29 protein-coding genes are annotated in these 26,309 nt (G+C 65.7%); 20 read left to right on the top strand and 9 right to left on the bottom strand.

The genetic code is table 11. The features are described 5' to 3' along the window. Positions 1-265 precede the first annotated feature (265 nt). Positions 266-1,267, top strand: coding sequence for an NAD(P)H-dependent glycerol-3-phosphate dehydrogenase (locus B5X69_RS10265; protein WP_079638596.1), 1,002 nt, complete (start codon positions 266-268; stop codon positions 1,265-1,267). Between the two features lie 104 nt (positions 1,268-1,371). Then, positions 1,372-1,704: a hypothetical protein gene (locus tag B5X69_RS10260; RefSeq protein WP_079638595.1), complete on the top strand. Its 333-nt coding sequence runs from the start codon at positions 1,372-1,374 to the stop codon at positions 1,702-1,704. Positions 1,705-1,828: 124 nt separating this feature from the next. On the opposite strand, the gene B5X69_RS10255 is transcribed toward B5X69_RS10260, so the two are convergent. After that, complete coding sequence (locus B5X69_RS10255) at positions 1,829-2,527, bottom strand: anti-sigma factor family protein (RefSeq protein ID WP_079638594.1); 699 nt, start codon at positions 2,525-2,527, stop codon at positions 1,829-1,831. Continuing rightward, positions 2,524-3,012, bottom strand: coding sequence for an RNA polymerase sigma factor (locus B5X69_RS10250; protein ID WP_079638593.1), 489 nt, complete (start codon positions 3,010-3,012; stop codon positions 2,524-2,526). Before B5X69_RS10250 ends, B5X69_RS10255 begins: the two co-directional genes overlap by 4 nt. A gap of 112 nt (positions 3,013-3,124) precedes the next feature. Between B5X69_RS10250 and B5X69_RS10245 the strand changes: the two genes are divergently transcribed. Beyond that, positions 3,125-4,387 carry a S8 family serine peptidase gene (locus B5X69_RS10245; RefSeq protein WP_079638592.1) on the top strand — a complete coding sequence of 421 codons (1,263 nt, stop codon included), beginning with the start codon at positions 3,125-3,127 and terminating at the stop codon, positions 4,385-4,387. Positions 4,388-4,471: 84 nt separating this feature from the next. Continuing rightward, positions 4,472-5,317 (top strand): hypothetical protein, encoded by an 846-nt coding sequence (locus tag B5X69_RS20965; protein ID WP_176141565.1) that lies wholly within the window; start codon positions 4,472-4,474, stop codon positions 5,315-5,317. Between the two features lie 79 nt (positions 5,318-5,396). Here B5X69_RS20965 and B5X69_RS10230 read toward each other — a convergent pair whose 3' ends face one another. The 3 genes from B5X69_RS10230 to B5X69_RS10220 form a co-directional block, all read right to left on the bottom strand. Further along, positions 5,397-6,548, bottom strand: coding sequence for an acyl-CoA dehydrogenase family protein (locus B5X69_RS10230; protein WP_217699108.1), 1,152 nt, complete (start codon positions 6,546-6,548; stop codon positions 5,397-5,399). A 13-nt stretch (positions 6,549-6,561) separates the two neighbouring features. Then, complete coding sequence (locus tag B5X69_RS10225; RefSeq protein ID WP_245798695.1) at positions 6,562-7,479, bottom strand: SDR family NAD(P)-dependent oxidoreductase; 918 nt, start codon at positions 7,477-7,479, stop codon at positions 6,562-6,564. 232 nt (positions 7,480-7,711) lie between these two features. Then, positions 7,712-8,344: a TlpA family protein disulfide reductase gene (locus B5X69_RS10220; RefSeq protein ID WP_079638587.1), complete on the bottom strand. Its 633-nt coding sequence runs from the start codon at positions 8,342-8,344 to the stop codon at positions 7,712-7,714. Between B5X69_RS10220 and argH the strand changes: the two genes are divergently transcribed. From argH to B5X69_RS10190, 6 genes are all read left to right on the top strand, one after another. Then, a complete protein-coding gene (gene argH / locus B5X69_RS10215) occupies positions 8,343-9,713 on the top strand; it encodes an argininosuccinate lyase (protein WP_079638586.1) in 1,371 nt (456 codons plus the stop codon). The two genes, B5X69_RS10220 and argH, sit on opposite strands and share 2 nt — an antisense overlap. Positions 9,714-9,715: 2 nt before the next feature. Then, positions 9,716-9,976, top strand: coding sequence for a hypothetical protein (locus B5X69_RS10210; protein WP_176141564.1), 261 nt, complete (start codon positions 9,716-9,718; stop codon positions 9,974-9,976). Between the two features lie 121 nt (positions 9,977-10,097). Beyond that, positions 10,098-11,357: a diaminopimelate decarboxylase gene (gene lysA / locus B5X69_RS10205; RefSeq protein WP_079638585.1), complete on the top strand. Its 1,260-nt coding sequence runs from the start codon at positions 10,098-10,100 to the stop codon at positions 11,355-11,357. Between the two features lie 112 nt (positions 11,358-11,469). Continuing rightward, positions 11,470-12,276 (top strand): precorrin-2 dehydrogenase/sirohydrochlorin ferrochelatase family protein, encoded by an 807-nt coding sequence (locus tag B5X69_RS10200; protein ID WP_079638584.1) that lies wholly within the window; start codon positions 11,470-11,472, stop codon positions 12,274-12,276. A gap of 61 nt (positions 12,277-12,337) precedes the next feature. After that, on the top strand, positions 12,338-14,161 hold the full coding sequence (gene lepA / locus B5X69_RS10195) for a translation elongation factor 4 (RefSeq protein ID WP_079638618.1): 1,824 nt from the start codon (positions 12,338-12,340) through the stop codon (positions 14,159-14,161). Between the two features lie 91 nt (positions 14,162-14,252). Beyond that, on the top strand, positions 14,253-14,867 hold the full coding sequence (locus B5X69_RS10190) for a GNAT family N-acetyltransferase (protein WP_079638583.1): 615 nt from the start codon (positions 14,253-14,255) through the stop codon (positions 14,865-14,867). A gap of 63 nt (positions 14,868-14,930) precedes the next feature. Here B5X69_RS10190 and B5X69_RS10185 read toward each other — a convergent pair whose 3' ends face one another. The 3 genes from B5X69_RS10185 to B5X69_RS10175 all read right to left on the bottom strand — a co-directional run bounded on the left by B5X69_RS10185 (position 14,931) and on the right by B5X69_RS10175 (position 16,068). Beyond that, positions 14,931-15,203, bottom strand: coding sequence for a hypothetical protein (locus tag B5X69_RS10185; protein ID WP_079638582.1), 273 nt, complete (start codon positions 15,201-15,203; stop codon positions 14,931-14,933). A 179-nt stretch (positions 15,204-15,382) separates the two neighbouring features. Continuing rightward, a complete protein-coding gene (gene sciP, locus B5X69_RS10180) occupies positions 15,383-15,682 on the bottom strand; it encodes a CtrA inhibitor SciP (RefSeq protein ID WP_079638617.1) in 300 nt (99 codons plus the stop codon). Between the two features lie 2 nt (positions 15,683-15,684). Further along, entirely contained in the window at positions 15,685-16,068 is a 384-nt protein-coding gene (locus B5X69_RS10175) for a hypothetical protein (protein ID WP_079638581.1), read from the bottom strand. Between the two features lie 144 nt (positions 16,069-16,212). On the opposite strand from B5X69_RS10175, the gene mnmA reads away from it, so the two are divergent. Both mnmA and B5X69_RS10165 read left to right on the top strand, forming a co-directional pair. Beyond that, positions 16,213-17,349, top strand: coding sequence for a tRNA 2-thiouridine(34) synthase MnmA (gene mnmA, locus B5X69_RS10170; protein ID WP_079638616.1), 1,137 nt, complete (start codon positions 16,213-16,215; stop codon positions 17,347-17,349). A gap of 54 nt (positions 17,350-17,403) precedes the next feature. Next, positions 17,404-17,826 carry a hypothetical protein gene (locus B5X69_RS10165; protein ID WP_079638580.1) on the top strand — a complete coding sequence of 141 codons (423 nt, stop codon included), beginning with the start codon at positions 17,404-17,406 and terminating at the stop codon, positions 17,824-17,826. Positions 17,827-17,859: 33 nt separating this feature from the next. On the opposite strand, the gene B5X69_RS10160 is transcribed toward B5X69_RS10165, so the two are convergent. Next, positions 17,860-18,663, bottom strand: a complete 804-nt coding sequence (locus tag B5X69_RS10160; protein WP_079638579.1) for an SDR family oxidoreductase — start codon at positions 18,661-18,663, stop codon at positions 17,860-17,862. A gap of 78 nt (positions 18,664-18,741) precedes the next feature. Between B5X69_RS10160 and B5X69_RS10155 the strand changes: the two genes are divergently transcribed. The 8 genes from B5X69_RS10155 (at position 18,742) to phhA (ending at position 26,308) form a co-directional block, all read left to right on the top strand. Next, positions 18,742-19,284: a hypothetical protein gene (locus tag B5X69_RS10155; RefSeq protein WP_245798694.1), complete on the top strand. Its 543-nt coding sequence runs from the start codon at positions 18,742-18,744 to the stop codon at positions 19,282-19,284. Between the two features lie 113 nt (positions 19,285-19,397). After that, a complete protein-coding gene (locus B5X69_RS10150) occupies positions 19,398-19,664 on the top strand; it encodes a hypothetical protein (RefSeq protein WP_079638615.1) in 267 nt (88 codons plus the stop codon). Between the two features lie 108 nt (positions 19,665-19,772). Beyond that, the gene (gene secA, locus B5X69_RS10145; protein WP_079638577.1) at positions 19,773-22,508 is read left to right on the top strand and encodes a preprotein translocase subunit SecA; all 2,736 of its coding nucleotides are present in this window, start codon (positions 19,773-19,775) and stop codon (positions 22,506-22,508) included. Positions 22,509-22,643: 135 nt separating this feature from the next. Further along, complete coding sequence (locus tag B5X69_RS10140) at positions 22,644-23,309, top strand: Crp/Fnr family transcriptional regulator (protein WP_079638576.1); 666 nt, start codon at positions 22,644-22,646, stop codon at positions 23,307-23,309. Between the two features lie 6 nt (positions 23,310-23,315). Then, positions 23,316-24,080 (top strand): molybdate ABC transporter substrate-binding protein, encoded by a 765-nt coding sequence (modA, locus tag B5X69_RS10135; RefSeq protein WP_079638575.1) that lies wholly within the window; start codon positions 23,316-23,318, stop codon positions 24,078-24,080. Further along, complete coding sequence (gene modB / locus B5X69_RS10130) at positions 24,080-24,775, top strand: molybdate ABC transporter permease subunit (protein ID WP_079638574.1); 696 nt, start codon at positions 24,080-24,082, stop codon at positions 24,773-24,775. Before modA ends, modB begins: the two co-directional genes overlap by 1 nt. Beyond that, the gene (locus tag B5X69_RS10125; RefSeq protein WP_079638573.1) at positions 24,765-25,385 is read left to right on the top strand and encodes a molybdenum ABC transporter ATP-binding protein; all 621 of its coding nucleotides are present in this window, start codon (positions 24,765-24,767) and stop codon (positions 25,383-25,385) included. Before modB ends, B5X69_RS10125 begins: the two co-directional genes overlap by 11 nt. Positions 25,386-25,435: 50 nt before the next feature. Next, a complete protein-coding gene (gene phhA / locus B5X69_RS10120) occupies positions 25,436-26,308 on the top strand; it encodes a phenylalanine 4-monooxygenase (protein ID WP_079638572.1) in 873 nt (290 codons plus the stop codon). The last annotated feature ends 1 nt before the right edge of the window (position 26,309 follow it).

Here is a 26,309-nt window from a genome sequence, read left to right as displayed (position 1 = left end):
TCGCACTCAGATGCGAAAAAACCGCGCAGAATTTCCGGTCCATCGTCAGTTTCGCCGCCGGACTTTGCTTGATCAAATTCGTCCACACAACCTAGCTTTGGGGCGGCAGCGGACCCGGCCGGGTGTCCCGCTCCGCGCGCTCTCCCGTTTATCAAAACAGTGGAAGGATCCCGCCAGCGGCAAGAATTGCCAGCGCCGCTTGTCAAGGCCTTAAAGTCGCGCCACTCTTCGCGTCAGGGAGAGGGAGAGGGAGAGGGAGAGAGCGATGCGGCTGAAAATCGGGCTGCTCGGGGGCGGTAGCTGGGGAACGACGGTCGCGTCCCTCGTGTCGCGCAATGCGCCGATTACGCTCTGGGCGCGCGACGCCGAGACGGTTGCGAGCATCAATCGCGAGCACGAGAACCCCAAATATCTCCCCGGCATTACGCTCCCTGCGGCGCTCACTGCGACGACCAGTCTTGAGGAGGCGGTGGCAAGCGCCGACGTTCTCGTGATGGGAGTGCCCTCGCACAGCTTTCGGGGGGTGCTCGAAGAGGCACAGCGCCACCTTCGTCCTTGGGTTCCCGTCATCAGCCTTACCAAGGGACTCGAACTCGCCTCGGGCAAGCGGATGACCGAGCTCATCGAAGAGGTGCTGCCCGGTCACCCCGTCGGCGTCCTCACCGGCCCCAATCTCGCGCGCGAGATCATGAGCGGGCAGGCAGCAGCGAGCGTCCTGTCGATGGAAGACGAGATCGTCGTTCGCGCGCTCCAGCCCGTTTTCCATTCGGGGCTCTTTCGCGTCTACACCAATACCGATCTTCTGGGCTGCGAGCTTGGCGGGGTGCTGAAGAATATCATCGCGATTGCGGTCGGCATGGGCGATGGGCTTGGCGCAGGCGACAATACCCGCGCGGGGCTGATGACGCGCGGCCTTGCCGAGATCACTAGGCTCGGCGTCGCGATGGGCGGACGCCCCGAAACTTTCGCGGGCCTTGCCGGCATGGGCGACCTCATTGCCACCTGCACCAGCCCCTTGAGCCGCAACCGCCATGTCGGGGTCGAACTGGGCAGGGGACGCCACATCGATGCGATCATCGAAGGCATGAACATGGTCGCAGAAGGCGTGAAGAGCGCGCCGACGGTGATGGCGCTCGCCGAAACTTACGGCATCGCAATGCCCATCGCCAGCGACGTCTTCGACGTTACGCAAGGAAAGCGGACGGCGCAGGAGGTGTTCAGGGGCCTCCTGCGCTCAAGTGTCGGCGACGAAGCCCACCCAGGCTAGGACCGCGTCCAACGCCCTTCGCTGCCTGTCCCCGATGAAAGGGGAATAAAGAGGCGCCCTCCTTCGTTCCACTTTCTGACGCGAGGTCGTAAAGGAGATGAAGGATGAAGATTTGGGCCGGGCTCACATTCGCGCTTGTGCTTCCAGCGGCCGTGTCTGCGGGCGCTCCGCGCGATGAAGCGCCGCCGGGATTCCAGGTGCCCGAAATCCGCGAAGTGCCGATTGCGGCGGTCTACAACCCATATTGGTATAATTATCGCGCCGACATCGCCGAAGCCGAAAAGGAACTGCGAAGCGACCTTCGCCGCGCGAGAGACCGCGAGGATCGCCGCGATGCCTGGGAGGAGTGGCGCACCGAAATCCTCGATGCTGACAAGGATTATGTGAAGGCCATGCGCAAAAAGGGTTATCGCGCCGCGCGCGTGATTCTCGGCTGACCGGCCGATCCGGCTGGCAAGGTAAGGGCGAGTGCTTTCATGCGCTCGCTCCGTTCCGATATCCCCTCATTGCTTCCTCTTCTTGACAAGGGCGGATATGCTGGCGGTCGCGAGGGCGAAAGGGTCAGCGCCGCCAGCCGCCGTCGCGTGCCGCGCGCTCTGCATTCGCATCGAGCGCATCGCCTACCATCATGTCGGCCGCAGCCGCTGCAAGGCTGCCCGACCCGGCCTGCCGATAATCCGCCGTCGCCGCACCGGGGACCGTACGCTCGAGCCGCCAGCGTCCTTTGGTGCGGCATCCGATCCCGTCAACTGCGACGCTTTCGAAGCTTCGGCAATATCGGCCCAAGCGGTCGCGGAAGCTGAGACCGATCCGCACCGGCGCGTCCGCGGGCTGGTTCGAGGCGAGCTGGGTGTCGAGCGCTTGGGACAGTGGCCCCGCGGCAACCAACGCGCCGCCCTCGACCGTGACCGGCTCTGCAGGTAGCCACGGTCGCAGTCCGATCGTCAGCCCGAGAAGCAGCGCCGCCGCGATCGCACCCCATTGCGGAATGCCGAAGCGTGTCCGCTTGGCCTTGCGACGCGCGGCCAAGCTGGTGTCGACCGGGCCGGCGCCCTCGATAAGATCGAGCAGCCGATCCGGCACTGCTTCTTCGGCGACCGGGCCATAATGCGCCGCGAGGGTCGCGGTCAGCGCGCGGTAGCGGAGGATGGCGCTCGCGACTTGGGGGTCGGTCTCAGCCGCGCGCTCGACGCGGCGCGCGGCGATGTCGTCGAGTTCGCGGTCTACATAAGCGGCGATGGTGGCGCGGTCGATCGTCATGCCGCTTCTCCCAACAAGTGGATCAGCGCCTCGCGTCCCCGCGCGAGCCGCGAGGTGACAGTGCCGACGGGAACCTCCAGTATCTCCGCAGCCTCGCGATAGGCATAGCCTTCGACAAGTATGAGCATGACCACCTCGCGCTGTTCGGCGGGAAGGCGCGCCATCGCGCCGTCGACGTCGCCGCGCAGGGCACCGGCCTCCACCTGGGACGCGCCGTCACCGGCAATCTGCAAGACCGCCTCGTCGACCGGCTTCTGGACCCCGCGGCGCGCGGCGGCACGGCGCTCGTCGATCCACAGATTACGGGTGATCCGATACATCCAGCTGTCCAGTCTTGTTCCTGCGCTCCATTGGCGCTTCGATTTTAGCGCGCGCTCGATTGCCGCCTGGCAAAGGTCATCGGCGTCGCCCGCATCGCGCGCCAAACCGCGCGCAAAACGGCGCAGGCGAGGCAACAACCCGACCAGTTCGTCCTCAAAGCGCATTTATTGCCTTTTCATATCCCTTTGGACGTAACGAGGCGCTTCTATCGTTTCTTCCAGATCCTGCTAAAAATTTTTCGGATCGCATGCGGCCCGCGAGGCGTGAGGAGATGGAATGCGACTGTCCGCCATCCTGATCATGATATTCTGCCTGCTTCTTGCGGCGGGTCCGCGCGTGTCCGCGCAGATCAGCCTGCCGCCCGTCCAGCTTCCCCGGATACCCGAATTGTCACGGATCGGCGAGCCGCCGCTGATCGACCTCGACCGTACATTAGACCGGCTGCGGCTCGACCGGGTCGACGCGCTGCTGCGTGCGCATCCCGAAATCGTGGAGCTTGACCGCAATGATCGGCCTGCTGTGCGCGGCATCCTCTTCGCGATAGGAGTCGATGCCGCGATGGTCGCACGCGCGGCCGAGGAGGGTTTCGCACTGGAAAGCCGTGAGCGGATCGAAGGGCTCGATCTCGATGTCGCCCGCTTCCGCGTGCCCGGCGATCGCAGCCTCGCACGCGCACAAAAACAGCTCGCAAGGCTGCTTCCCGGCGCCCAGGTGGACGCCGACAATCTCTATTTTGCGAGTGGCAGCGAAAGCGCCGCCGCGGACGGGACCATGCGCGCGGCGCCGCTTGCCTCTGCGGCGCGCAGCGGCGTCTCGCTCGGACTGATCGACGGCGGCGTCGCTGCGCATCCGTCGGTCGCGGGGCGTGTCGAGCAGCGCGGCTTTGCGCGAGGTGCGCCCAGCCCCAGCCGTCATGGCACCGCCGTCGCCTCGCTGCTGATCGGCGAGGGGACGGTCCGCGGCGCGGCGCCGGGAGCGCGGCTGCTCGCAGCCGACGTCTATGGTGCCGATCCTGCAGGCGGCAATGCGAGCGCGATCACCCGCGCGCTCGGCTGGCTCGTGCAGCGCGGCGCTGCGGTTGTCACGATCAGTCTCGTGGGCCCCGACAACAAGCTGCTCGCGCTCGCGGTCCAGCGCGCGCAGGCGCGCGGGCTCCTGATCGTCGCGGCGGTCGGCAACGATGGCCCCGCAGCGCCCCCGGCCTATCCCGCCGCCTATCCCGGCGTCCTGGGGGTGACCGGCGTTGATGCCAAGGGAGAGGTGCTGCCCGAAGCCGGCCGGGCTGCGCAGGTCGATTTCGCAGGGCCAGGCGAGGCCGTGCTTGCGGCAACGGGGGCGGCGAGCAGCGAGCGGCTGCGCGGTACCTCTTTCGCTGCGCCGCTCGTCGCTGGACGCCTCGCGCGGCTTTATCCCGCGCCCAACGTCGACCGCATCGAGCCTGCCATTCGCGCGCTGATCGCCGAGGCGCGCGACCTCGGCCGGAAGGGCCGCGACAAGCAGACCGGCTACGGCCTGGTCTGCGGCGATTGCGGCCGCTGACTCTTCGAGGGAAGAAAATCCGAAGCCGCGTCGTTCTCCTTCCAGGCCCGCCACTTTGCGGGCTCCAGCGTCAGGAGAAACATCATGGAATATCGCACCCTTATTTCCGCTGCCGCACTGATCGCGTCGACCCTCGTCCCCGCTGCCCCGGCCTCGGCGCAGCTGCTCGGTGGCGGCGGCCGTCTTGGCGGGGGTCTTGGAGGCACGCTGGGCGGCACACTCGGCAATCCGACCGCACCGATCGGCGGCACGATCGGTACGGCGGGCGACATTATCGGTTCCGGGCGCGGCGACATCGAGGTCGACCGCCGGTCGGGCCGCGTCCGCGGGGAGGGCGATGCGGACGCGCGCGGCCAGGGTTCGGCCGGCGCGGACTTGCTCGGTGACAGGTTGGGCGCCGAGGCGAGCGGCTCAGGACGTGCCTCAGGCAGCGGTAGCGTCGAAGCTCAGTCGGTCGGTACCGATTTCGTCGGCGAGACCGCACGGGGCGCAGTCGGTACGATGCGAGGCGTGGCTTCGACCGCAACGGGCACCGCGCGCGATGCGGTCGGGCCTCTCGGTGACCGAGCCAGCAGCACATTGTCCAACGCCTCGGGCAGCGCCACGGGCTCCGGTTCGGCCGCGGGAAGCTTTCAGGGCAGCCTCGGCCAGCTAGCCGCGACGGGTAGCGGCGCCGCGAGCGGCGACGGCATGTTTGCAGTCGCCCCCGGCATGCCCATCGCCGACCCGCGCGGCAAGGTCATCGGCTATGTTCACGATGTACGCCAGACCGGCGGCGGCGTCGTGGAAGCTGTGAGTGTCGAGGTCGGCGACCGCGTCGCGACGCTTCCCGCCGCCAGCTTCTCGGGCGCGGGCAATATGCTCGTTACCGGCATGACCAAGGGAGAGCTCAAGGAGGAGGCGAAGCGGCAGGAAGCGGCCGCGGACTGACAGATAGGGATGATCGGCGGACCTTCCGCCTGCCGAACAAGCGGGCCGTCCGGCCGGGCGGCCCGCTTGTCCGCGCGCCTCAATAACTGCGCGGCATTCCAAGTACATGCTCTGCAACATAGGAGAGGATCATGTTCGTGCTGATGGGCGCGACCTGATAGAGGCGCGTCTCGCGGAACTTCCTTTCAATGTCATATTCGGCCGCGAAGCCGAAGCCGCCGTGGGTCTGGATGCAGGCTTCGCCCGCAGCCCAGCTTGCCTCGGCGGCGAGCATCTTGGCCATATTGGCCTCGGCCCCGGCATTTTCGCCCGCCTCATATTTTGCGATGCCGTCGTGGACGAGGAGTTCGGCCGCGCGCATCTGGGCGTAGGCGCGGGCAATCGGAAACTGGACGCCCTGGTTCTGGCCGATCGGGCGGCCGAAGAGGACACGCTCCTTGGCATAGCCGCTCGCCTTTTCGATGAACCACTTCGCATCGCCGATGCATTCAGCAGCGATCAGCAGCCGCTCGGCGTTCATCCCGGAGAGGATATAACGAAAGCCCTTGCCTTCCTCGCCGATAAGATTGGCGGCGGGGATGCGCATATTGTCGAAGAAGACCTCGGTCGTTGCATGGTTCATCATCGTGTCGATCGGCCGGATACTGAGCGTTCCCGCTGCGAGCGCTTCCTTCATGTCGACGAGGAAGACCGAAAGACCCTCGGTACGGCTCGCCACCTCTTCGCGCGGCGTCGTGCGCGCAAGCAGGATCATGAGGTCGCTATGCTCGGCGCGGCTTGTCCATAATTTCTGGCCGTTGACGATGTAATGATCGCCCTCGCGCCTGGCGGTGGTCTTGAGACTGAGCGTATCGGTGCCGCTCGTCGGTTCGGTGACCCCGAAGGCCTGCAGGCGCAGCTCGCCCGTCGCGACGCGCGGCAGATAGCGGGCCTTCTGTTCTTCCGATCCGTGGCGCAGCACTGTCCCCATCACATACATTTGCGCGTGCACCGCGCCGCCGTTGCACCCCTGGCGCTGGATCTCCTCGAGGATCGCCGCGGCGGCGGAGAGCGGCAGGCCCGCGCCGCCATATTCCTCGGGGATGAGCGCGGCGAGATAGCCCGCCTCGCCGAGCGCCGCGACAAACTCTGAAGGATATTCGCGCCGCTTGTCCTTCGCCTGCCAATAGGGGCCGGGAAAGGCGGCGCAGAGCTTGGCGACCTCTTCGCGGATGGCGGTGTAATCCTGCATGGGCCTTTTATCCTCAGATCGGATCATAGCCGAAGACGTCGCCTGAGCGCTCGTCGGGGCGGGCGAAGCTCGGGAGGAAGGCGGGCAGGAGTTCCTCGGCGATCGCCTGCGGGGTCCAGCCCTCGCCCTTCTGCATCGAGCGGATCGGGCGCGGCTTTGAAAAGAGGAAAATCTCGTTCTTGCGCACGCCGAAAATCTGGTTGGTGACCTCCTTCGATGCGTCGCTGGCGAGGAAGGCAACGAGCGGCGCGATCTTGTCGGCGCTCATCGTCTTCATCCGCTCGACACGCGCAATCTCTTCAGGCGTCGTCGCCGGGATCGAGGCGGTCATGCGGCTCCAGGCAAAGGGGGCGATGCAGTTCGAGCGCACGCCCGCGCGCGCCATGTCGAGCGCGATCGACTGCGAGAGGCCGACGATGCCGAGCTTCGCCGCCGAGTAATTGGCCTGACCAAAATTGCCGATGAGCCCGCTCGTCGAGGTGAAGTGGATGAAGCTTCCCGACCCCTGCTCGCGGAAATAAGGCGTCGCGGCTTTGGAGACATTGAAGCAGCCGTTGAGATGGACATCGATCACCGCGGCCCAATCCTCATGGCTGAGCTTGTGCCAGATGCGGTCGCGCAGGATGCCGGCATTGTTGACCACTGCGTCGATACGCCCGAAATTGCGCACCGCATCCTCGATGATGCTCGCGGCGCCTTTAGGGTCGGCAACGCTCGCGCCGTTGACGACCGCGCGGCCGCCGGCGGCCCTGATGTCGTTCACCGTTTCCTCGGCGGGCGAGAGGTCAGCGCCTTCGCCTTCGCCTGAGGTGCCAAGGTCATTGACGACCAGGGCCGCGCCCTCGCGCGCGCAAAGGAGGGCGATCTCGCGCCCGACCCCGCGTCCCGCGCCCGTCACTGCCACCACCTTGTCCGTAAGCATCCCGCTCATGCTTGAGTCTCTCTTTCCATCGATGAGGGGCTAGGGGAGTGCGACGACTATTTCAATATCCAGAAATATGTTTGCATATATGTGAAAACAAACGGGGGGTGCGATGGCTTCGCGCTTCGCCATTCGCGCGCGGGTCAAAGGGGAACCCACGCTGGCGTCCTCCCATAGTGCCGCGCCGATCGGACGTCGCAGCGGGTCCCGGCAGCAGCGAGGCGGCGGCGGTGGATCGGGTCTAAAGGTCCGCCTCGGCAAGCAGCGCTTTCGCTTTTGCGCCCTGCCAGTCGATCGCGCCGATCACCCGCCATAATTCCTTGCCGTCGGCATCGTAGAAAATGCTTGTGGGAAGCGCGCTGCTCGCCGCATCGAGGAGGGCGTTGTCCGGGTCGATATAGGGCTGGAGCGAGGTCAGCCCCGCCTGCTGAAACCAGGGGTCGACGACTGCGGCGCCTTGGAGATCCTGTGCGACCGCGATCACCGTCATGGCCTTGCGCTGCTGCGAGGCGAGCGCGTCGAGCGTCGGCATTTCCGCGATGCACGGCGCGCACCAGGTCGCCCAAAGATTGACGAGGAGCGGCCGGCCCTTGAAGGCTGCAAGCGTCACCGGTGCATTGTCGGGGCCGAAAAAGCGCGCGGCCGGAGCGGCCTCGCCCGCATGCGATCGATCGATCAGATGCTGGAAGGTTTCGGCGCTGCGCGCATCCCTGGCTTCGCCGGAGGCAATATTTGCTTGCGACGGCCCCGCTTGCTCCTGGTCCCGCTTTTCCCTATCGCAGCCGGCGATCGACCCCGCCAGCAGGATGGCGAGGAGGGCTATTTTCGGATCTAGGGCGCGGCGAATGGCGGAATCTCCGGACAAGAGCAGCATGTGGGGCGGCCGCTTCGGGGGCGGTCCCGCGGCGATCATGCAGGAAATAAACGCCTCGATCCCCGTGGACAAGCGTCTGTGGGAAGAAGATATTGCGGCAAGCCGCGCACATGCCGCGATGCTCGGCGCGCAGGGCATCATCACCGCCGCTGATGCTCGAGCGATCGACGCAGGCCTTGCCGAAATCGCCGGCGAATTCGCCCGCGACGGCGTGCCCGTCGACCTTGCGCTTGAGGATATCCACATGACGGTGGAATCGCGGCTCAAGGAAATTGCCGGCGAGCCTGCCGGGCGCCTTCACACCGCGCGTTCGCGCAACGACCAGGTCGCGACCGATTTCCGCCTCTGGGTGCGCAGCGCCTGCGAGCGCATCGATGCCGGACTGAAGGACCTCCAGGCTGCGCTCCTTACGCGCGCCGAGGAGCATGCGGCGAGCATCATGCCTGGCTTTACCCATCTTCAGGTTGCGCAGCCGGTGACGCTTGGCCATCATCTTCTTGCCTATGTCGAGATGGCCGCGCGCGACCGCGGGCGCTTTTTTGACGCGCGCGCGCGCCTCAACGAATCGCCGCTCGGCGCCGCGGCGCTCGCTGGCACGGGCTTTGCGATCGATCGCGACGCGACGGCGAAGGCGCTCGGCTTTGCGCGTCCGATGGCGAACAGCATCGACGCCGTCTCCGACCGCGACTTTGCGCTCGAATTCTGCGCAGCCGCCGCGATTGCCGCGCTGCACCTCTCGCGCCTCGCCGAGGAAATCGTGATCTGGGCAAGCCAGCCCTTCGGCTTTGTCGCCTTGCCCGATGCCTGGTCGACGGGCAGCTCGATCATGCCGCAGAAGCGCAATCCCGACGCGGCTGAGCTCGTGCGCGGGCGTGCAGGGCTGCTGCTCGGCGCCTTTCAGCGGCTCGCGGTTATCGTCAAGGGGCTGCCGCTCACCTATTCGAAGGATCTGCAGGACGACAAGGAGACGGTGTTCGGCGCCTTCGACGCGCTGGCGCTCTCGCTTGCCGCGCTCACCGGCATGGTCGAGACGCTGACCTTCCGCACCGACCGGATGCGCGCGCTCGCCGCGTCGGGCTTTTCGACCGCGACCGACCTTGCCGACTGGCTGGTCCGCGAGGCGGGAGTGCCTTTCCGCGAGGCGCACCATATCGTCGGTGCCTGCGTGAAACGATCCGAAGAGCTTGGCGTTGAGCTTTCGGCGCTGCCTGCGGCCGAGGCGGCGGCAATCCACGCGGCCGTCACGCCGGAGGCGCTTGCAGCGCTCACCGTCGAGGCGTCGGTCGCAAGCCGCATCAGCTATGGCGGCACCGCGCCCGAACGGGTAAGGCAGGCCATTGCCGCGGCGCGCGCCGCGCTGGAGAGTTGACGATGCGAACCCGCCCGCTCACCGCCGCCGTCCTGTCGGCCGCCGCCCTTGCAGCGACGCTTGGCGCGTGCGGCAGCCGCGAGGACTTGAAGCCGGTGGTGGGCCAGGCCCCGCCGGTCATCCCCATCGGCGCGACGCGCGCCCCGACGAATGAGGAGCTCACGACGCCTGACGCGCAGGCCAAGCCCGCGCGCAGCGACGAACTTCTCAAACGCTCCGAACAGCGCGAACCCGACGATTTCGACCTGCCCCCGCCGGGCTGAGCAAAACCCCGGCCTCCCGCTCGCCTCGCGCGGCATCGAGACCCCCACGGCCCTTCCTGTCTTTTGGGGCATCTCGATCTTTCGATGCGCGTGCAAATGAAGATGATCAGGATTTCCTTCGATGGACCATTTTGAACTTCGTGACGGCGTCCTCCACGCCGAAGATATCCCCCTGCCGCAGATTGCCGCTGAGGTGGGAACCCCCGTCTATGTCTATTCGCGCGCGACGCTCGAGCGTCATGCGCAGGTTTTTCGCGACGCGCTGAAGGATGTGCCGAAGAAGCACCTTGCCTTCGCCATCAAGTGCAACCCCAATCTCGGCGTGCTACGCGTGCTCGCGCGGCAGGGCTACGGCGCCGACGTCGTCTCGGGGGGCGAGCTTGAACGCGCGCTTGCCTCGGGCATGGCGGCTGAAGACATCGTCTTCTCGGGCGTCGGCAAGACCCGCGCCGAGCTTGCGCAAGGGCTCGACCGCGGCATCGGCCAGTTCAACATCGAGCATGAGCCCGAGGGCGCCGCGCTCGCAGAAATTGCGCTGGCGCGCGAGACGACGGCGAACGCGGTGCTGCGCGTCAACCCCGACGTCGACGCAGGCACGCATGCCAAAATCTCGACCGGCAAGGCCGAAAACAAGTTCGGGGTCGGCATCGATGTCGCACCCCAAATCTTCGCGCGGCTCGCGGCGCTGCCGGGTCTCAATCTGCGCGGGGTCGCGCTTCACATCGGGAGCCAGCTCACCAGCCTTGCCCCGCTCGAGGCCGCGTTCGAGCGCGTCGGCCGGCTTGTTTCGGATCTGCGCGCCGCGGGGCACAGCATCACGCATGTCGATCTCGGCGGCGGGCTCGGCGTGCCGTACAAGCCCGGCGACAATCCGCCGAGCCCCGCCGACTATGGCGCGATGGTCGCGCGCGTCACGAAGGACTGGGACGTCACGCTGATGTTCGAACCCGGCCGCGTGATCGCGGGCAACACCGGGGTGCTCCTGACCGAGGTGCTCTGGGTCAAGCCCGGCGCGGCGAACCCCTTCGTCATTGTCGATGCCGCGATGAACGACCTTGCGCGCCCCGCGCTTTACGATGCCTATCACGATTTCGCCGCGGTGAAGCCGACAGGGGAGAAGATGACCGCATCGATCGTCGGTCCGGTCTGCGAAACCGGCGACACCTTCGCACGCGACCGAGAGATTGACGCCGTGCAAGCCGGCGACCTTGCCGTCTTTCGCACCGCGGGCGCCTATGGCGCGACAATGGCGTCGACCTACAACAGCCGCAGCCTCGTCCCCGAAGTACTCGTCGATGGCGGGCGCTACATCGTCGTCGCCGACCGGATCGCCGCCGGTACGATCATGGCGGCCGAGCGGGTTCCCGACTGGATCGACTGACGCGTGGGCGCTCCCCCGCCCGGCGGATGGGGGGCGCCCGGGCGGCGCGTCGAGCGCCCCCCTTCCACCCCGCCTCTCCCCTCCTGCGCACGGGCCTGTTAAGAGGCGCCTCATGCACCAATTCCCCATCTTCCTCTCGCTCGCCGGCCGCGCCGTCGTAATCGTCGGGACCGGCGCTGCGGCAGAGGCCAAGGGGCGGCTCGTCGCGCGGGCAGGGGGGCGGGTCGTTTCGGCGTGGGAGCCTGGCGCAACCATCGGCTTCGTTGCGATCGAGGATGAGGAGGCAGCGCGCGCTGCCGCCGAGGCGCTGCGCGCGCATGGGCTTCTCGTCAACGTCGTCGACCGGCCCCATCTTTGCGATTTCACAACCCCGGCGATTGTCGAGCGCGCGCCCGTCACCATTGCGGTCGGCACCGGCGGCGCGTCGGCGGGTCTTGCCAAAGCGATCCGCCAGCGCATTGAGGCGCTGCTTCCCGAAGGGCTCGGCGCTCTCGCCGCAGCGCTCCGCGCCGCCCGCGCGGCGATGACTGAACGCTGGCCTGCGGCTGCCGACCGGCGCCGCGCGATCGACGCCGCGCTTGCCGAAGGCGGGCTGCTCGATCCGCTCGACGAGAGGGCCGCTGAGCGCGTCGAGGCCTGGCTCGCGTCGGCGAAGCCTGGCGAGCGAGCGGACGCCCAGGCGCCCGCTCGCCTCGAAATCCTGCTTCTTGCGAGCAACGACCCTGATGCGCTCACCTTGCGCGCAGCGCGGCTCCTCGGGCAGGCCGACTTTATTTTCCACCACCCGGCGGTTGCCCCTGCGATCCTGACGCGCGCCCGCGCCGACGCGGTGCGCACCGAGGCGGAAGCGCCCCCCGCCGACGTGCCGCCGGGTCTGTCGCTATGGCTTGGAGCGCCCGGCGCCTCCGGCCCCGCCTGAGGGGCGCGGCGGCACGACTCGGCTGCTGACAGCGCGGCAAACCCCTGCTAACGCGCGCGCCATGACAACGCCTCTCTCGCATATCCGTAATTTTTCGATCATCGCGCACATCGACCATGGCAAGTCGACGCTCGCAGACCGGCTGATCCAGTTCACCGGCGGCCTTACCGAGCGCGAGATGTCGGCGCAGGTTCTCGACAATATGGAGATCGAGAAGGAGCGCGGGATCACCATCAAGGCGCAAACGGTGCGTCTTTCCTACAAGGCGAAAGATGGCGAGACCTATCAGCTCAACCTCATGGACACGCCCGGCCACGTCGACTTTGCCTATGAGGTGTCGCGCAGCCTCGCTGCATGCGAGGGCGCGCTTCTCGTCGTCGATGCCGCGCAAGGGGTGGAGGCGCAGACGCTCGCCAACGTCTATCAGTCGATCGAGCATGATCACGAGATCGTGCCGGTCATCAACAAGATCGACCTTCCCGCCGCCGACATCGACAAGGTAAAGGCCGAGATCGAGGATATCATCGGCCTGCCCGCCGACGATGCAGTTCTCGCCTCGGCCAAATCGGGGATCGGCATCGAGGAATGCCTCGAGGCGATTGTCGCCAAGATCCCGCCGCCCAAGGGCGATGCGTCGGCGCCGCTCGTCGCGATGCTCGTCGACAGCTGGTACGACCCCTATCTCGGCGTCGTCATCCTCGTTCGCGTTGTCGATGGCGTCCTGAAGAAAGGCCAGCAGATCAAGTTCATGCAGGCGGGCACGACCCACCTCATCGACCGCGTCGGCTGCTTCACTCCCAAAAGGCAGGACCTCACCGAGATCGGCCCGGGCGAGATCGGCTTCATCACCGCGCAGATCAAGGATGTTGCGCAGGCGCGTGTCGGCGACACGGTCACCGACGCGAAGAGGCCCGCCGCAGCCCCGCTGCCTGGGTTCAAGGAGGTCCAGCCGGTCGTCTTCTGCGGCCTCTTCCCGACCGATGCCAACGACTTTGAAAAGCTGCGCGAGAGCATCCAGAAGCTTCGTCTCAACGACGCCTCGTTCAGTTTCGAGATGGAGACGAGCGCGGCGCTGGGTTTTGGCTTCCGCTGCGGATTTTTGGGGCTCCTCCACCTCGAGATCATCCAGGAGCGGCTCACCCGCGAATATGATCTCGACCTCATCACCACCGCGCCCTCGGTGGTCTACAAGCTCAAGCTCACCCGCTCGAAGGATGGCGGGCCGACCGAAATGGAGCTCCACAACCCCGCCGACATGCCCGACCCCAACCGGATCGAGGAGATAGAGGAACCGTGGATCGAGGCGGTGATCTATGTTCCCGATGAATATCTGGGCTCCATCCTGAAGCTCTGCCAGGACCGCCGCGGTATCCAGAAGAACCTCACCTATGTCGGCGGCCGCGCGCAGATCACTTACGAGCTGCCCCTCAACGAAGTGGTGTTCGACTTCTACGACCGGCTTAAGAGCATTTCGCGAGGCTACGCCTCGTTTGACTATCACCAGATCGGCCACCGCCCGGGCGACCTCGTCAAGATGAGCATCCTCGTCAACAATGAGCCTGTCGATGCGCTCTCGATGATCGTTCACCGCGGCTCGGCGGAAAGCCGTGGCCGCGGCATGTGCGAGCGGCTGAAGGACCTCATCCCCCGCCACATGTTCAAGATTCCGATCCAGGCGGCGATCGGCGGCAAGGTGATCGCCCGCGAGACGATCGCGGCGCTGCGCAAGGACGTGACCGCCAAATGCTATGGCGGCGATGCCACCCGCAAGAAGAAGCTCCTCGAAAAGCAGAAAGAGGGCAAGAAGCGGATGCGCGAATATGGGAATGTCAACATTCCCCAGGAGGCGTTCATCGCCGCGCTTCGCATGGGGGATGATGCCTGATCCTTCCGATTAGGGCAGGGGAGGCTGCTCCCTTGCCGCACGCGCGCCGCCGCCCTATCGTCTGGCCATTGCGCGCGGCCGGGAGATCGGGATGGCAGCAAGGGCCGGGATGTCCCTGGGCGGCATCGAAGTACATAGCGTGCTCGCCGACGGCACCGCCGTCTGCCTTCGTGCCATCACGCCTGCGGACGAGCCGTTGCTGCGCGAGGGGATTACGAGGCTCTCGGCCGAGGCGCGCTATCTGCGCTTCTTCTCGCCCGCGCCGATGCCGCCCGATAGCGTGGTCGAGAGCCTGGTCGACGTCGACGGGCGTGATCATATCGCATGGGGGGCACTCTGCACCGGATGCGAAGGGACGCCCGCAATCGGCGCGGTGCACGCGGTGCGCTATGCGCATGGCGGCCGCATTGGCGAATATTCGGTCGCGGTGATCGACGCATTTCATGGCAAAGGGCTCGCGCGGATGATGACCACGGCGCTCTTGATCCAGTGCCTCGCGGAAGGGCTGACCGAGCTCGACGTTCACATCTTGTCCGAAAACCGCGCCGCTGTGCGGCTGGTGGGATCGCTCGGCGCCAAGTGGGAGCGCGCAGCCGCAGGCGTGTCCGAATATCGGCTCGATGTCGCCGACGCGCTCGATCTATTACGACGCGACACCGCGGCACGCGGTGTGCAGGACGTCTTTCACACTCTCTCAAGCGCATAGAAAAGGGCGCCGCGGCGATGCCGGACGCCCTTCCTGCTGCCTCCCGTAAAGGGAAGGCAGGCTTTACTGTTGCGTGTCGCCGACGCCGGTTTCCGACGGAGCGATTTCGCCATTGTCGTCCATCGCGTTGGCCTTTTCCTCGCCCTGTTCTTCGACGATGTCGGCCTTCTTTTCCAACGCTTCCTTGGCTGCGCCTTCGGGCATGGCGTCGGCCTGAGAGTCGATCGCTTCAGCCTGGGCTTCTGCCTGATCCTCGACCCTGTCGGCTTCGGGGCTCTGGCAAGCGCCGAGCGCGAGCGCCGACGCGGCGGTGAGGGTGATTGCAAACTTGCGCATATGAGTGATCTCCTGATTGACTCCGAGCCTTAACGCTGAGTGAACGCAGGGGTTGCACGCAAATTATCAAATATCGGGAAAGCCACGCATTTTTCTGTCGAAAATGTCGGATACGAGCGGTGTTCGGACAAAAAAGAGGGCGCCCCGGGGCGCCCCCTGCCGCGACTTTTCGTCGCTTTTCAAAAGCGCTGCTGGCGCTCGTACAGGTCGCGATAATGCTGAATCCGCGTCACGCGCAGGCCCGGCATGCCGCTGCGATCGATCGAGCGCTGCCAGCTGGCGAATTCCTCGATCGTCAGCCCGTAGCGCTCGCACGCCTCGTCGACCGTCAGCAGGCCGCCATTGACCGCCGCAACGACTTCGGCCTTGCGCCGCACCACCCAGCGCGTCGTGTTCGGCGGCGGCAGCGTGTCCAGCGTCAGCGGTTCCCCCAAGGGGCCGATGACCTGGGCCGGGCGGATTTTCTGATTCTCGATCATGATCATTCCATAACGTCTTGAGCGGGGGGGATCGGTTCAACCGACAAAGGTCTGCCTACACAAGCGAGGTTCAACATCGGCTGAAACCCTCTGGTAAACGGGCTGTTCATGGTTTCGGGCAAGGCGTTTTTCTGATCGGACAGATCGAAGAAGCGCGCGGGCCGGGGGGCGCTACTCGGGTCGGCGCCCGCCGGTCCGCCGAACATGGCACGCAGAGCATTCACCTTGGCCTGCCGCGATTCGCGACGCGACCGGGCGCGGAGCAGGCGCACGGTCGGCAAGGCGGCCTGCCGCGCGGCGGAGACGGCCAATATGATGTCGAAGCCGGGCTTCGACAGGCTGGCAGCACCGCCAAGGCGCGGAAGGTCGGACGGGGCAAGGTTCATGCCCCCCGTCTAGCGTCGAGGCGCTAAAGCCCGGTAAATGCCCGTTTCAGCGCTTGTTAGCGAAGCTTAATCCGCGTCAATATTTTGACGCGATGCGCGGAAAAGCTGGCATTTTGACGCTGCCGTCCCTAGATGCCCGCGATCATGGCTCCTGTGCTCACCCCCGACCGACTCGGCGATTTCCAGCTCGCCGAACCGCTGAAGGACCGGCGAATCGTCGTCGCGATGTCGGGCGGCGTCGATTCGAGCGTCGTTGCAGCGCTCGCTGCCCGCTCGGGCGCAGAGGTCATCGGGGTGACGCTGCAGCTTTATGATCATGGCGCGAAGGCGAAGCGCGTGGGGGCCTGCTGCGCGGGACAGGATATCCGCGACGCGCGCGCGGTCGCCGACCGCCTGGGCTTCGTTCACCATGTCCACGACCATGAAAGCCGGTTTCGCGACACGGTGATCGACCAGTTCGCTGACGAATATCTCGCCGGGCGCACGCCCATTCCCTGCGTGCGCTGCAACATGGGGGTCAAATTCACCGACCTTTTCGCGCTGGCGAAGGATCTCGGCGCGGACTGCCTTGCAACCGGCCATTATGTCCGCCGCGTGATGGGCTCTCATGGCGCAGAGCTCCACCGCGCACTCGACCCCGCGCGCGACCAGAGCTATTTCCTCTTTGCCACAACCCAGGCGCAGCTCGACTTCCTGCGCTTTCCCTTGGGCGGGCTCGAAAAGAGCGTCGTGCGTGAAATTGCGCGCGAACTTGGCCTTGGCGTTGCCGGCAAGCCCGACAGCCAGGACATCTGCTTCGTTCCCGACGGGGATTATGCAAGTCTTGTCCGCAAGCTTCGCCCCGAGGCCGATGACCGGGGCGAGATCGTCCATATCGACGGCACTGTCCTCGGCACGCACCGGGGCTTCATCCACTATACGGTCGGGCAGCGGCGCGGGATCGAGATCGGCGGACAGGCGGAGCCGCTTTATGTCGTCCGGCTCGATGCCGAGACAAAGCGCGTGGTGGTCGGACCGCGGCGCGCGCTCGCCGTCACGGGCGCGCGGCTCGGCGAGGCAAACTGGCTGGCCGATGTCGAGGGGCGCGACGTGCTCGCCAAGGTGCGCAGCATGGCAAGGCCCGCGCCGGCGCGGGTCGAGGGCGATTGCCTTCGCTTTGCCGCGCCAGAATATGGCGTCGCGCCGGGGCAGGCGGCCGTGCTTTACGACGCTGCCGACGAGAGCCGGGTGCTCGGCGGCGGCTGGATCGAGGAAACGCTCGCGCCGGACCTTGCGGAATAGATTGAAGTTTTTTCCCCGATGTCGCAGCCTTGCGGCAGACAAGGGAGAGACGAGATGATCAATTGGGTGCTGCGCGGCGCCGTCCTCTTATGGGCGCTGTTTTTTGCCATTGTCGGTTTGCGGGGAATCATCGATCCGGCAAGTTTCGCCGACTTGTTCGGGATCATCGCCGAGGGGCCGGCGGCGAACACGGTGCGCGCTGACCTCTCGGCCTTCTTCCTCGTTGCAGCCGGCGGAGCGGCCGTAGGTGCCTTGCTCCCCGCATGGCCCCGCGCATTGCTGGTCCCCGCGGCGCTCTACGGCACCGCGCTGATCGGGCGGCTGATCGGGGCGGCAAGCGGCGACGCGATCGACCCCGCAATCATCCAGGCGATGATCATCGAGGCGCTGTCGGCGGGGCTGATGATCGCAAGCTGGTGGATTTTGTCGCGGACCCGGCCCTCACCCGGCGAGGCGGCGGCCGACACGGTCCACTGACGCGCGGCAGGCGGCGCGGCCGCGCTATTCCCGTCAAGTTTGCGCGGCGCCGAGGCCGTCCATCTTTTTCGACTGCCGCGCGATCAGCCCCGGAAAGAAACGCGCGAGGCGCGACAGGCGCCTCGCCATCTTGCCGACGGTCACATGCACACGGCTGCCATGCACCGCCTCCCACGCCGCCTCGGCAACGCGTTCGACGGGCACGATCTCGAATCCGCTCGCCGCAAGGCGGATGCGCGCGGGCTCGTTGCTGTCGGCGCTCACCTGGTCGAGGAGCGGCGTGTCGATGAAGCCCGGCATCAGCGAGCAAACCTTGATGCCATATTTACCAAATTCGATCTCGAGGGCTTCGGTGAGGCCGCGCACCGCGAATTTCGTCGCCGAATAGACGGCAAGCCCCGCGACGCCGTAAAATCCTGACGCCGAGCCCGTGTTGAGGATGGTCGACCCCGGCGTCGCGCGAAGCAGCGGCAGCGCGCTGTAGATTCCGTTGACGACGCCGCCGAAATTGATCGCGATCAGCCGGTCGGTCTCGGCAGGCGGCATGTCGATGAACTGGCCGCCCGTGCCAATTCCGGCGTTGTTGAAAAGAACATCGAGCCGGCCTTCGCTCGCTGCGGCAAAATCGGCGAGTGCCTTTTGCCACTGATCGCGGTCGCGAACGTCCATGATGTGGCGCGAGACGGCGCCCTCGGGGAGATGCGCGGCGGTCTCGTCGATCCCTTGGGCATTGACGTCGGCGAGCCCGACGAACCAGCCCCGATCTGCGAAATGGCGCGCGGCTGCGCGCCCGATGCCCGACCCGCCGCCGGTGATGAAGATCGCCCTGCGTGCCATGTTTGTCCTCCCCTCGTGCTCACATGCTTGTCCGCGCTACGAGCGACAGAGGTCAAGCGGCAATAACGGGGGGTGGCCATGGGGAGGCGGGCTGGTTATCACGGCGCGATGACCTTTTTGCGGCCGATGCTCCTCTCCCTCTTGGTTTTTTTCCTCTGCGCAGCGCTTCCGGCGCGTGCCGCGGTGGTGGTGAGCTTTTACAGCCATGATTTCGGCGACCGCTTCCCCCACGCCTTTGTGACGCTGAAGGGGCGCCTCGACGCGACCGGTGAGCTGGTCGACACCAATTATGGCTTCACCGCCCGAACGGTGAGCCCGGCGATCCTGCTGGGATCGGTAAAGGGCTATGTGCAGACCTCGAAGCCCGATTATGTGGCAAAGAGCGACAAGCAGTTCAGCCTGACACTCGATGATGCGACCTATGCCCGGCTGACCGCCAAGATCCGCGAATGGCAGGAGCGCAAACAGCCAAGCTACAACCTCGGCAAGCATAATTGCGTCCATTTCGTGATGGAGCTCGCCGAGTTGGTCGGGCTGAAGGTCAACCGCAAGAGCAAGTTTTTCAAGAAACCCAAGAGTTTCCTTCGGGAAGTGAAGGAGCTGAACCCCCAGCTTTCCTGATGCGTGCGGCAAGGCCTTGCCGTTGATCAGTCTCTGGACGCGGCGCCCTTTTCACCCTATGTTCAGCCTTCAGCGTGCACTATTTTGTGCGCTGGACCAAAGAGGGGCCCCGATTGCGACTTTTATTGACCTTGCTCGCGTTGCTGACCGGTCTTGCCGGCGCGGACCGCGCGCAGGCGGCGCCGGCGATGCCGGCGGCGATGGGGTCGCTCATTCTTCTCGCCGAAACCGCAGGCCAATCCGATGCGTCCGACAAGGCGCGCCGGCCTGCCGATCCGGTGCCCTCGCGCCGCGCCTCCTGCGCGTGCCGCAAGCCGGTGCGCACGGCTCCGCCCTATCTGCCCGGCGTTCTCAGCCGTTCGGATCGCGCACTCGAATAGTGCCGCTTCGCGGGCAATCCGCCTGAGACTTTTTCACGCCGCCCCCGCGGCGAACGGGCGACGCACAGCGTCGCCGCTATCCCTAGCGATAATCCAAGGAAATCCAGCATGTTCGGCAGCATTGCCAAGAGCCTCTTCGGCTCGTCCAACGACCGTTATGTCGCCTCGATTCGCAAGATCGTCGACAAGATCAATGGCTTCGAGCCGCAGATGGAGGCGCTCGACGACGCTGCGCTGCAGGCGCAGACGCCGAAATTCCGCGAGCGGCTCGCCGCGGGCGAAACGCTCGACGACATTCTGCCCGAAGCCTTTGCGACGGTACGTGAGGCTGCAAGGCGCACGCTCGGCATGCGGCATTTCGACGTGCAGATGATCGGCGGCATCGTCCTTCACCGCGGCGAGATTGCCGAGATGGCGACAGGCGAGGGCAAGACGCTGATGGCGACGCTGCCCTGCTATCTGAACGCGCTCGAGGGCAAGGGCGTTCATGTTGTGACCGTCAACGACTATCTCGCCCGCCGCGACGCCGAGTGGATGGGTGCCGTCTATGGTTTTCTCGGCCTGACGACCGGCGTCATTGTCCCCAACCTCAACGAGATGCAGCGGCGCGAGGCGTATAACAGCGACATTACCTACGCGACCAACAACGAGCTCGGTTTCGATTATCTGCGCGACAATATGAAGTTCGAGCGGTCGCAAATGGTCCACCGCCCCTTCAACTTCGGCATCGTCGATGAAGTCGACTCGATCCTGATCGACGAGGCGCGCACGCCGCTCATCATCTCGGGTCCGACCGACGACAAGTCCGAGCTCTACATTCGCGTCAACGAGGTGGTGAACCAGCTCGGCGAGGATGATTATGAGAAGGACGAGAAGGCCAAGTCGATCAGCCTCACCGAAGAGGGCACCGAGCATGTCGAACGGCTGCTTGAGGCGGCCGGCCTCCTCCAGGGCAGCAACCTTTACGATATCGAGAACACCCAGATCGTCCATCACGTCAACCAGGCGCTGAAGGCGATCGTGATGTTCAAGCTCGATACCGACTATATCGTGAAAGACGGCAAGGTCGTGATCATCGACGAGTTCACCGGCCGCATGATGGACGGGCGCCGCTGGTCCGACGGCTTGCACCAGGCGGTCGAGGCCAAGGAAGGCGTTCGGATCGAGCCCGAGAACCAGACGCTGGCCTCGATCACCTTCCAGAATTATTTCCGCATGTATCCCAAGCTCTCGGGTATGACCGGCACCGCGGCGACCGAGGCGGCCGAATTTTTCGAAATCTACAAGATGAACGTCGTCACCATCCCGACGAACCGCCCGATCGCGCGGCGCGACGAGGAAGATGAATTCTACAAGAATATCGCCGACAAGTTCGGCGCCATCGCGCGGACGATCCGCGAGGCGCAGGAGCGCGGCCAGCCGGTACTCGTCGGCACGGTGTCGATCGAGAAGTCCGAGCTGCTTTCCTCCTATCTGGAACGGGAGGGCGTCGCGCACAGCGTCCTCAACGCACGCTTCCACGAAAGCGAGGCGCATATTGTGGCGCAGGCGGGCCGGCTCGGCGCGGTGACGATCGCGACCAACATGGCGGGCCGCGGCACCGACATCAAGCTCGGAGGAAGCGAAGAATTTCGCATCGAGGATGAACTGAAGGACCTCCCCGAGGGCCCCGAACGCGATGCGGCGATCGCGCGCCTTCATGAGGAGGTCGCGGCCGAGCGCGAGGCGGTTCGTGCAGCAGGCGGCCTCTTCGTGCTCGCGACCGAACGCCACGAAAGCCGGCGCATCGACAATCAGCTGCGCGGCCGGTCGGGACGCCAGGGCGACCCCGGTCTGTCAAAATTCTACCTCTGCCTCGACGATGATTTGCTGCGCATCTTCGGGCCCGACACCTTGTTCGCGAAGATGATGAACAAGAATCTCGAGGACGGCGAGGCGATCGGCTCGAAATGGCTTTCGAAGGCGATCGAGACCGCGCAAAAGAAGGTGGAGGCGCGCAACTACGACATCCGCAAGCAGGTCGTCGAATATGACAACGTCATGAACGACCAGCGCAAGGTCATCTACGAACAGCGCGGCGAAATCATCGACAGCGAGACCGTCGACGATGCCATGGCCGCGATGCGCGCCGAAACGGTCAATTCGATCGTCGCCGACGCCTGCCCGCCGGGAAGCTATCCCGAACAGTGGGACATCGAGGGCATGAAGGCGCGCATCGCCGATATTCTCGACCTCACGCCGCCGATCGATGCGTGGATGGAGGAAGATGCCGTCGATCCGGAAGTCTTCGAAGAGCGCATTCAAGCGATGGCCGATGCCGCGGCGGCCGAGAAGGCCGCGCAGGTCGACCCCGATACGTGGCGCGGGATCGAAAAATCCATTCTGCTCCAGACGCTCGATCATCATTGGAAGGAGCATCTTTCCACCCTCGATGCGCTGCGTCAGGTCGTGTTCCTGCGTGCCTACGCGCAAAAGCAGCCAATCAACGAATATAAGGCCGAGGCCTTCGCGCTGTTCGAGCGGATGCTGCAAAATATTCGCGAGGATGTGACGCGCACCGTCGCGCGGATCGATTTCCAGTTCCAGGAACCCGAACCGATGCCGCTGCCTGAACTGCCCGACTTCCTCACCACCCACATCGACCCCTTCACCGGCGAGGACAACAGCGCGGACATCGATGGCGGCGACCTCGGGGTGATCGCGAACACGCTGCCCCCGATGCAGGCGCCGCGTCCCGATATGCCCGAGGGTGAGAACCCCTATGCCGGCCTCGATATCAGCCGCAACGCGCAGTGCCCTTGCGGTTCAGGACGCAAATACAAGCATTGCCACGGGGCCTTGTAATATATTTCTCCCGCCCGGGGCGCGGGCGGGAGAAGGCCCGGCCGCCGGGTCGCGGCTGACGCCGCATGCGGGGGGCCGTCCACCGCTTCGGGCGGCTTGCCTTTTGCCGCTCGCTGGCCCAGGTCCAGGAGCGCAATGCAAAGAAGTTATCACTTTGCGCTTGCCGAGCGGACCAGGCTCGCGCGCGCCGAGCGCGAGCGGCTTGCAGCGATCGCGCCGGTGCGCAGCCTCGCCGATGGGCAATTTGTGCAGCACCAGGGCGACCCTGGCGACACCTTCTGGGTGGTTTGCGAGGGGCATGTCCTCGCAGGGCGCCATGCCGAGGACGGACGCTTCACCGCCTTTGCGGTGCTGGGGCCGGGCGACATGTTCGGCGAACTTGCCTTTTTTGCAGGCGTTCCGCGCCAGGCCGACGCGATCGCGAGCGGACCTGCGCGGCTGATCGCAATCGGCCGGCCGCTGCTGCGCCGGCTGATGGCGGAGGATATCGGGTGGGCCGAACTCCTGCTTCGCAGCCTGTCGCGCCAGCTTGCTGTCACGCTCGACATCATCGATGCCGAACGGCGTCTGCCGGCCGCCGACCGGCTTGTGCGGCTGCTCGCTGCGATGGCGGCAGACGCGCCCGATCGCAGCACGGTCCGCGCAACGCAGCAGCAGCTCGCGGACCTGCTCGGGGTCTCGCGCGTGACCCTGGGGGCCGCGCTTCGCGAGCTCACCGCGCGCGGGCTGGTCGAGCCAGGCTATGGCCACATCCGCGTCGCAGCCTCGCTTTCGCCGGGCAGCGGCGCTCTATATAGCTGAGACGATATGGCGTTTGTCCGCTCCCTTGGTCTTCTCCTTGCCGCGCTCTTTCTCGCGCCGGCTTTAAGCGCTGCCGAGCGCGGACCATTGGTGCTTGCTGCGGCGAGCCTCCAGGAATCCTTAGGCGAAGTCGCCGACGCATGGGCGGCAAAGGGACATGCTCGGCCCGTCGTCTCCTTTGCCGCCTCATCTGCGCTCGCCCGGCAGATCATCGCGGGCGCGCCTGCCGACCTTTTCATCTCTGCCGACGAGCCCTGGATGGACAGGGTCGGAAAGGCGGGGCGCCTGCGCGCAGGAAGCCGCGCGACCTTGCTCGGGAACCGGCTGGTATTGGTCGCGCCTGCGGCGAGCAAGGTGCGGCTGACGATCGCGCATGGTTTCCCGCTCGCCCGGGTGCTTGGCGGCGGGCGGCTTGCACTTGCCGATCCCGATGCGGTGCCGGCGGGCAAATATGCAAAGGCCGCGCTGACGTCGCTTGGCGTGTGGAGCGCGCTTAGACGGCAGCTCGCTCCGGCTGAGAATGTCCGCGCCGCGATGGCGCTGGTCGAGCGGAGAGCCGCGCCGCTCGGCATCGTTTATGAAACCGACGCGAAGGCGTCGCGCGGCGTCCGCGTCGTGGGCGTCTTTCCTGCCTCGAGCCACGCGCCCATCCGTTATCCGCTCGCCGTGCTGAAGGCGTCGCGGCACAAGGATGCGGCCGCATTTCGCTCCTTTCTCCTCTCGCAGCAGGCGCGCGCGATCTTCGCGCGCCACGGCTTTTCGGCGCCCTGATGCTCACGCCGGCCGAATGGGGCATCGTTACGCTGTCGCTGAAGGTCGGCGGCGCCGCGGTGCTCGCAGCGCTGCCACTGGCGTTTGCGCTCGCCTGGGTGCTTGCGCGCTACCGATTTCCGGGGCGTCTCCTGCTCGATGGCCTCGTCCACCTGCCGCTCGTGCTGCCCCCGGTCGTCACGGGCTGGCTGCTGCTGCTCGCGTTCGGGCCGCTGGGTCCGGCGGGACGCTGGCTTGAAAGCTGGTTCGGCGTGAGCCTGATGTTCCGCTGGACCGGCGCGGCGCTCGCGGCGGCGATCATGGCGCTGCCGCTGATGGTGCGCGCGATGCGGCTTTCGATCGAGGCGGTGGACCGGCGGCTTGAAGGGGCGGCGCGGACGCTCGGGGCAAGCTCGTGGCATGCTTTCTGGACGATCAGCCTGCCGCTTGCCTTTCCCGGCGTGCTCGCCGCGCTCGTGCTCGGCTTTGCGCGCTCGATCGGCGAGTTTGGCGCAACGATCAGCTTTGTGTCGAACATTCCGGGCGAGACGCGCACGCTCCCGCTCGCCATCTATTCCGCGCTTCAGATCCCGGGGTCCGAGACGATGGTGACGAGGCTTGCGCTCTTTTCGGTCGCGCTGTCGCTCGGCGCGCTCCTTCTTTCCGAATGGCTCGTTCGCCGCACGCCGGCCGGAAGGCAGCAGCATGACGATTGATATCGATGTTGCGAAGCGGCGCGGCGATCGGCTCATCGCCGCGCGCTTTACGGCAGGGCCGGGGCTGACCGCCCTCTTTGGTCCTTCAGGCGCCGGCAAGACCAGTCTTCTCGATATGGTCGCGGGGCTCCTGCGGCCCGACCGGGGGCATATCCGCGTCAGCACACGCACGCTCTTTGGAGATGGCATCGACCTGCCGCCCGAGGCCCGTCGGGTCGGCTATGTCTTTCAGGACGGTCGTCTTTTCCCGCACCGGCGGGTGCGGGCCAATCTTCTTTACGGGGTCAAGCTTGCACCACCAGCGAGCCGCTGGATGAGCCTTGACGAGGCGACGTCCTTCCTCGGCATTGGCCATCTGCTCGATCGCTGGCCAGGGAGCCTGTCGGGGGGCGAGGCGCAGCGCATCGCGATCGGCCGCGCGCTGCTTGCCGGACCCGAGATACTGCTGATGGACGAGCCGCTTTCTTCGCTCGATGCCGCGCGGCGCGGCGATATCATGACGGTGATCGAGCGTATTCGCGATGACCTGAAGCTTCCGATTCTCTACGTGAGCCACGACCGCGACGAGGTCGACCGGCTCGCGACCAAAGTGATCGCGCTCGATGGCTGAGACCGAGTTAAAGTTTCACCTGAAACCAGTTTTGTGGTAACGCGATGCCTATGGCGAATCCCGAAACCCATGTCCACGACACGCCGCCGCCAGCCGCCGCGCCCGACTGGACGATTGCGCAGAACTGGGAGGCGTTTACCGCCGCCGAGCATGCGATGTGGGACCGCCTTTTTGCGCGCCAGTCTGCGATGCTTCCCGGCCGCGCATCGGAAGCCTTTTTGCGCGGTATCGACGTGCTCAAGCTCGAAAATCCTGGCATTCCGGATTATCGTGAGCTCAATTCGCGCTTGATGGCGGCGACGGGGTGGCAGGTCGTCGCGGTGCCGGGTCTCGTTCCCGACGATGTCTTTTTCGATCATCTCGCCAACAGGCGCTTTCCGGCGGGCAATTTCATCCGCACGCCCGAGCAGCTCGACTATTTGCAGGAGCCCGACGTCTTCCACGACGTCTTCGGCCACGTCCCGATGCTCGCTGACCCCGTGTTTGCCGATTATATGCAGGCCTATGGCGAGGGCGGGCTACGCAGCCAGAAATTCGATGCGCTCAAGCAGCTCGCCCGGCTCTACTGGTACACGGTCGAATTCGGCCTGATCCGGGAAGCGGGGGGGCTGCGCATCTATGGCGCGGGCATTGTGTCTTCCTACGCCGAGAGCCTATTTGCGCTCGATTCAGACAGTCCGAACCGCATCGGCTTCGATCTCGCGCGCGTGATGCGCACCGACTATCGGATCGACGATTTCCAGCAGAATTATTTTGTCATCGACAGCCTCGACCAGCTCCTCGATGTAACGGTCAATACCGACTTCGCGCCGCTTTACGCTTCGAACGCTGCATTGCCGCCGATCCCGATCGCCGACATCCTGCCGGGCGACGAGGTGATCACGCGCGGTACGCAGGATTACGCGCTCGCCAAGAGCTCGTAGC

The sequence above is a fragment of the Sphingopyxis flava genome (assembly GCF_900168005.1).
GTDB classification, from domain to species: Bacteria; Pseudomonadota; Alphaproteobacteria; order Sphingomonadales; family Sphingomonadaceae; genus Sphingopyxis; species Sphingopyxis flava.
The sequence above is the reverse complement of the archived record's forward strand: the minus strand, read 5'-3'. Positions and strand labels throughout refer to the sequence as shown.

Coding starts and splice junctions, on each gene's coding strand:
- B5X69_RS10265 (WP_079638596.1), top strand. CDS start 266: ATGCGGCTGAAAATCGGGCTGCTCGGGGGCGGTAGCTGGGGAACGACG.
- B5X69_RS10260 (WP_079638595.1), top strand. CDS start 1,372: ATGAAGATTTGGGCCGGGCTCACATTCGCGCTTGTGCTTCCAGCGGCC.
- B5X69_RS10255 (WP_079638594.1), bottom strand. CDS start 2,527: ATGACGATCGACCGCGCCACCATCGCCGCTTATGTAGACCGCGAACTC.
- B5X69_RS10250 (WP_079638593.1), bottom strand. CDS start 3,012: ATGCGCTTTGAGGACGAACTGGTCGGGTTGTTGCCTCGCCTGCGCCGT.
- B5X69_RS10245 (WP_079638592.1), top strand. CDS start 3,125: ATGCGACTGTCCGCCATCCTGATCATGATATTCTGCCTGCTTCTTGCG.
- B5X69_RS20965 (WP_176141565.1), top strand. CDS start 4,472: ATGGAATATCGCACCCTTATTTCCGCTGCCGCACTGATCGCGTCGACC.
- B5X69_RS10230 (WP_217699108.1), bottom strand. CDS start 6,548: ATGCAGGATTACACCGCCATCCGCGAAGAGGTCGCCAAGCTCTGCGCC.
- B5X69_RS10225 (WP_245798695.1), bottom strand. CDS start 7,479: ATGAGCGGGATGCTTACGGACAAGGTGGTGGCAGTGACGGGCGCGGGA.
- argH (WP_079638586.1), top strand. CDS start 8,343: ATGTGGGGCGGCCGCTTCGGGGGCGGTCCCGCGGCGATCATGCAGGAA.
- B5X69_RS10220 (WP_079638587.1), bottom strand. CDS start 8,344: ATGCTGCTCTTGTCCGGAGATTCCGCCATTCGCCGCGCCCTAGATCCG.
- B5X69_RS10210 (WP_176141564.1), top strand. CDS start 9,716: ATGCGAACCCGCCCGCTCACCGCCGCCGTCCTGTCGGCCGCCGCCCTT.
- lysA (WP_079638585.1), top strand. CDS start 10,098: ATGGACCATTTTGAACTTCGTGACGGCGTCCTCCACGCCGAAGATATC.
- B5X69_RS10200 (WP_079638584.1), top strand. CDS start 11,470: ATGCACCAATTCCCCATCTTCCTCTCGCTCGCCGGCCGCGCCGTCGTA.
- lepA (WP_079638618.1), top strand. CDS start 12,338: ATGACAACGCCTCTCTCGCATATCCGTAATTTTTCGATCATCGCGCAC.
- B5X69_RS10190 (WP_079638583.1), top strand. CDS start 14,253: ATGGCAGCAAGGGCCGGGATGTCCCTGGGCGGCATCGAAGTACATAGC.
- B5X69_RS10185 (WP_079638582.1), bottom strand. CDS start 15,203: ATGCGCAAGTTTGCAATCACCCTCACCGCCGCGTCGGCGCTCGCGCTC.
- sciP (WP_079638617.1), bottom strand. CDS start 15,682: ATGATCGAGAATCAGAAAATCCGCCCGGCCCAGGTCATCGGCCCCTTG.
- B5X69_RS10175 (WP_079638581.1), bottom strand. CDS start 16,068: ATGAACCTTGCCCCGTCCGACCTTCCGCGCCTTGGCGGTGCTGCCAGC.
- mnmA (WP_079638616.1), top strand. CDS start 16,213: ATGGCTCCTGTGCTCACCCCCGACCGACTCGGCGATTTCCAGCTCGCC.
- B5X69_RS10165 (WP_079638580.1), top strand. CDS start 17,404: ATGATCAATTGGGTGCTGCGCGGCGCCGTCCTCTTATGGGCGCTGTTT.
- B5X69_RS10160 (WP_079638579.1), bottom strand. CDS start 18,663: ATGGCACGCAGGGCGATCTTCATCACCGGCGGCGGGTCGGGCATCGGG.
- B5X69_RS10155 (WP_245798694.1), top strand. CDS start 18,742: ATGGGGAGGCGGGCTGGTTATCACGGCGCGATGACCTTTTTGCGGCCG.
- secA (WP_079638577.1), top strand. CDS start 19,773: ATGTTCGGCAGCATTGCCAAGAGCCTCTTCGGCTCGTCCAACGACCGT.
- B5X69_RS10140 (WP_079638576.1), top strand. CDS start 22,644: ATGCAAAGAAGTTATCACTTTGCGCTTGCCGAGCGGACCAGGCTCGCG.
- modA (WP_079638575.1), top strand. CDS start 23,316: ATGGCGTTTGTCCGCTCCCTTGGTCTTCTCCTTGCCGCGCTCTTTCTC.
- modB (WP_079638574.1), top strand. CDS start 24,080: ATGCTCACGCCGGCCGAATGGGGCATCGTTACGCTGTCGCTGAAGGTC.
- B5X69_RS10125 (WP_079638573.1), top strand. CDS start 24,765: ATGACGATTGATATCGATGTTGCGAAGCGGCGCGGCGATCGGCTCATC.
- phhA (WP_079638572.1), top strand. CDS start 25,436: ATGGCGAATCCCGAAACCCATGTCCACGACACGCCGCCGCCAGCCGCC.